Here is a 1,252-nt window from a genome sequence, read left to right as displayed (position 1 = left end):
CTATCGCGAGCAGGCTGTAGTGGTTCAGTTTTTTCAAACCATTGCGTAGGAGCATTAGGCCGCCTGCTGCTCAAATAGCGCAGGCGGTAAGTTGTTCGAAGCGGAGTGGCAACGGCGATGGTTGTAATGTGAGATAAAACCCATCACATCCTTCTCCGCTTCGAAATGGTTCTGGTAACCGTTTTCCGGCATCCAATCGTGCTTCAGCGTCCTGAAGTAGCGTTCAACCACTGCATTATCCCAGCAATTACCTCGACGGCTCATGCTTTGAACGATCCGGTTGTCTGCCAAACAGGTAACAAATCGATCAGCAGTGTACTGACAGCCCTGGTCTGAGTGAAATAGCAGTTCAGGCATCGGTCGACGTAGTGACACCGCCAACTTCAGTGCTTTAGCAGCCAGCTCAGCATCAGCAGTTCGGGAGCACGCCCAGCCAACAATCCTGCGTGAAAAAAGATCCATCACCACTGCCAGATAAAGCCAGCTATTCCCAACTCTGATGTAGGTGATATCGCCTGCCCAAAGCGTATCTGGCTGAGTCGGATTGAAGCGACGATCAAGTATGTTCGGAGCAACGACTGCCGGTTTTGTAGCACGACGATAGTGGGCATACCGTGGCCTGCGTCGGTGCAGGCCGAAAGTTTTTATCAACGAGCGCATTCGATAGCGACCGATGAAGATCCCCTTCTTTCTCAACGCTTTGCAGAGCCCTCGAGTACCCAGGGCCTCTCGATGTTCTTTATGCAGCGCACGAAGTCTGCGCCTTAGCCACCGCAGACCGGGCTTCAAACGCTTGGTTTTGCGGTTTATGTAATAGCTACTTCGGGCGATGCCAAGCACGGAGCATATGCGCCGAACTGACATAGCACCTCTTACGCCATCAATCATTTGGTTCGACCGAACAGAACCTTTAGATGAGAGGGCAATTGCTTTTTTAGCACTTGGTTCTCGGCCTCAAGTAGCGCCAGTTTCGCCTGAAGCGACTCGATTAACTCCTGATCCTGTAATCGTGGCAACTGAGTAACTTCATCCTGCTGCCGACGCCAGCGAGCAACCCAGCGACGCAAAGCTGTGAGGCCCACACCAGTGGCTTGGCAGGCCTTGGGGACGGAGTAATGCATCTCCACCACTAACCGAATAGATTCTGCTTTTTCTTCAGGCGTAACGACCCGATATCCCATGACGCTTCCTTAAATCGAGGCTCCTACATCATGGTCTAAAAAAGTTCGACCACAACAGGCTCACTCCTACA

Annotated in this window: 2 protein-coding genes; both read right to left on the bottom strand. The window is 52.0% G+C overall.

What is annotated here, in order from left to right; translation table 11 throughout:
• Window positions 1-54: 54 nt before the first annotated feature.
• Window positions 55-864, bottom strand: a complete 810-nt coding sequence (locus HU755_RS26900) for an IS3 family transposase (protein ID WP_238350053.1) — start codon at window positions 862-864, stop codon at window positions 55-57.
• A 20-nt stretch (window positions 865-884) separates the two neighbouring features.
• A complete protein-coding gene (locus HU755_RS26895; RefSeq protein ID WP_186552159.1) occupies window positions 885-1,181 on the bottom strand; it encodes a transposase in 297 nt (98 codons plus the stop codon).
• Window positions 1,182-1,252 lie beyond the last annotated feature (71 nt).

Origin of the sequence: Pseudomonas sp. SWRI111, assembly GCF_014268555.1 — a bacterium.
Classification (GTDB): Bacteria; Pseudomonadota; Gammaproteobacteria; order Pseudomonadales; family Pseudomonadaceae; genus Aquipseudomonas; species Aquipseudomonas hamedanensis.
The sequence above is the reverse complement of the archived record's forward strand: the minus strand, read 5'-3'. Positions and strand labels throughout refer to the sequence as shown.

Excerpts from the sequence above, each read along its gene's own strand:
- HU755_RS26900 (WP_238350053.1), bottom strand. The coding sequence starts at position 864 with ATGTCAGTTCGGCGCATATGCTCCGTGCTTGGCATCGCCCGAAGTAGC.
- HU755_RS26895 (WP_186552159.1), bottom strand. The coding sequence starts at position 1,181 with ATGGGATATCGGGTCGTTACGCCTGAAGAAAAAGCAGAATCTATTCGG.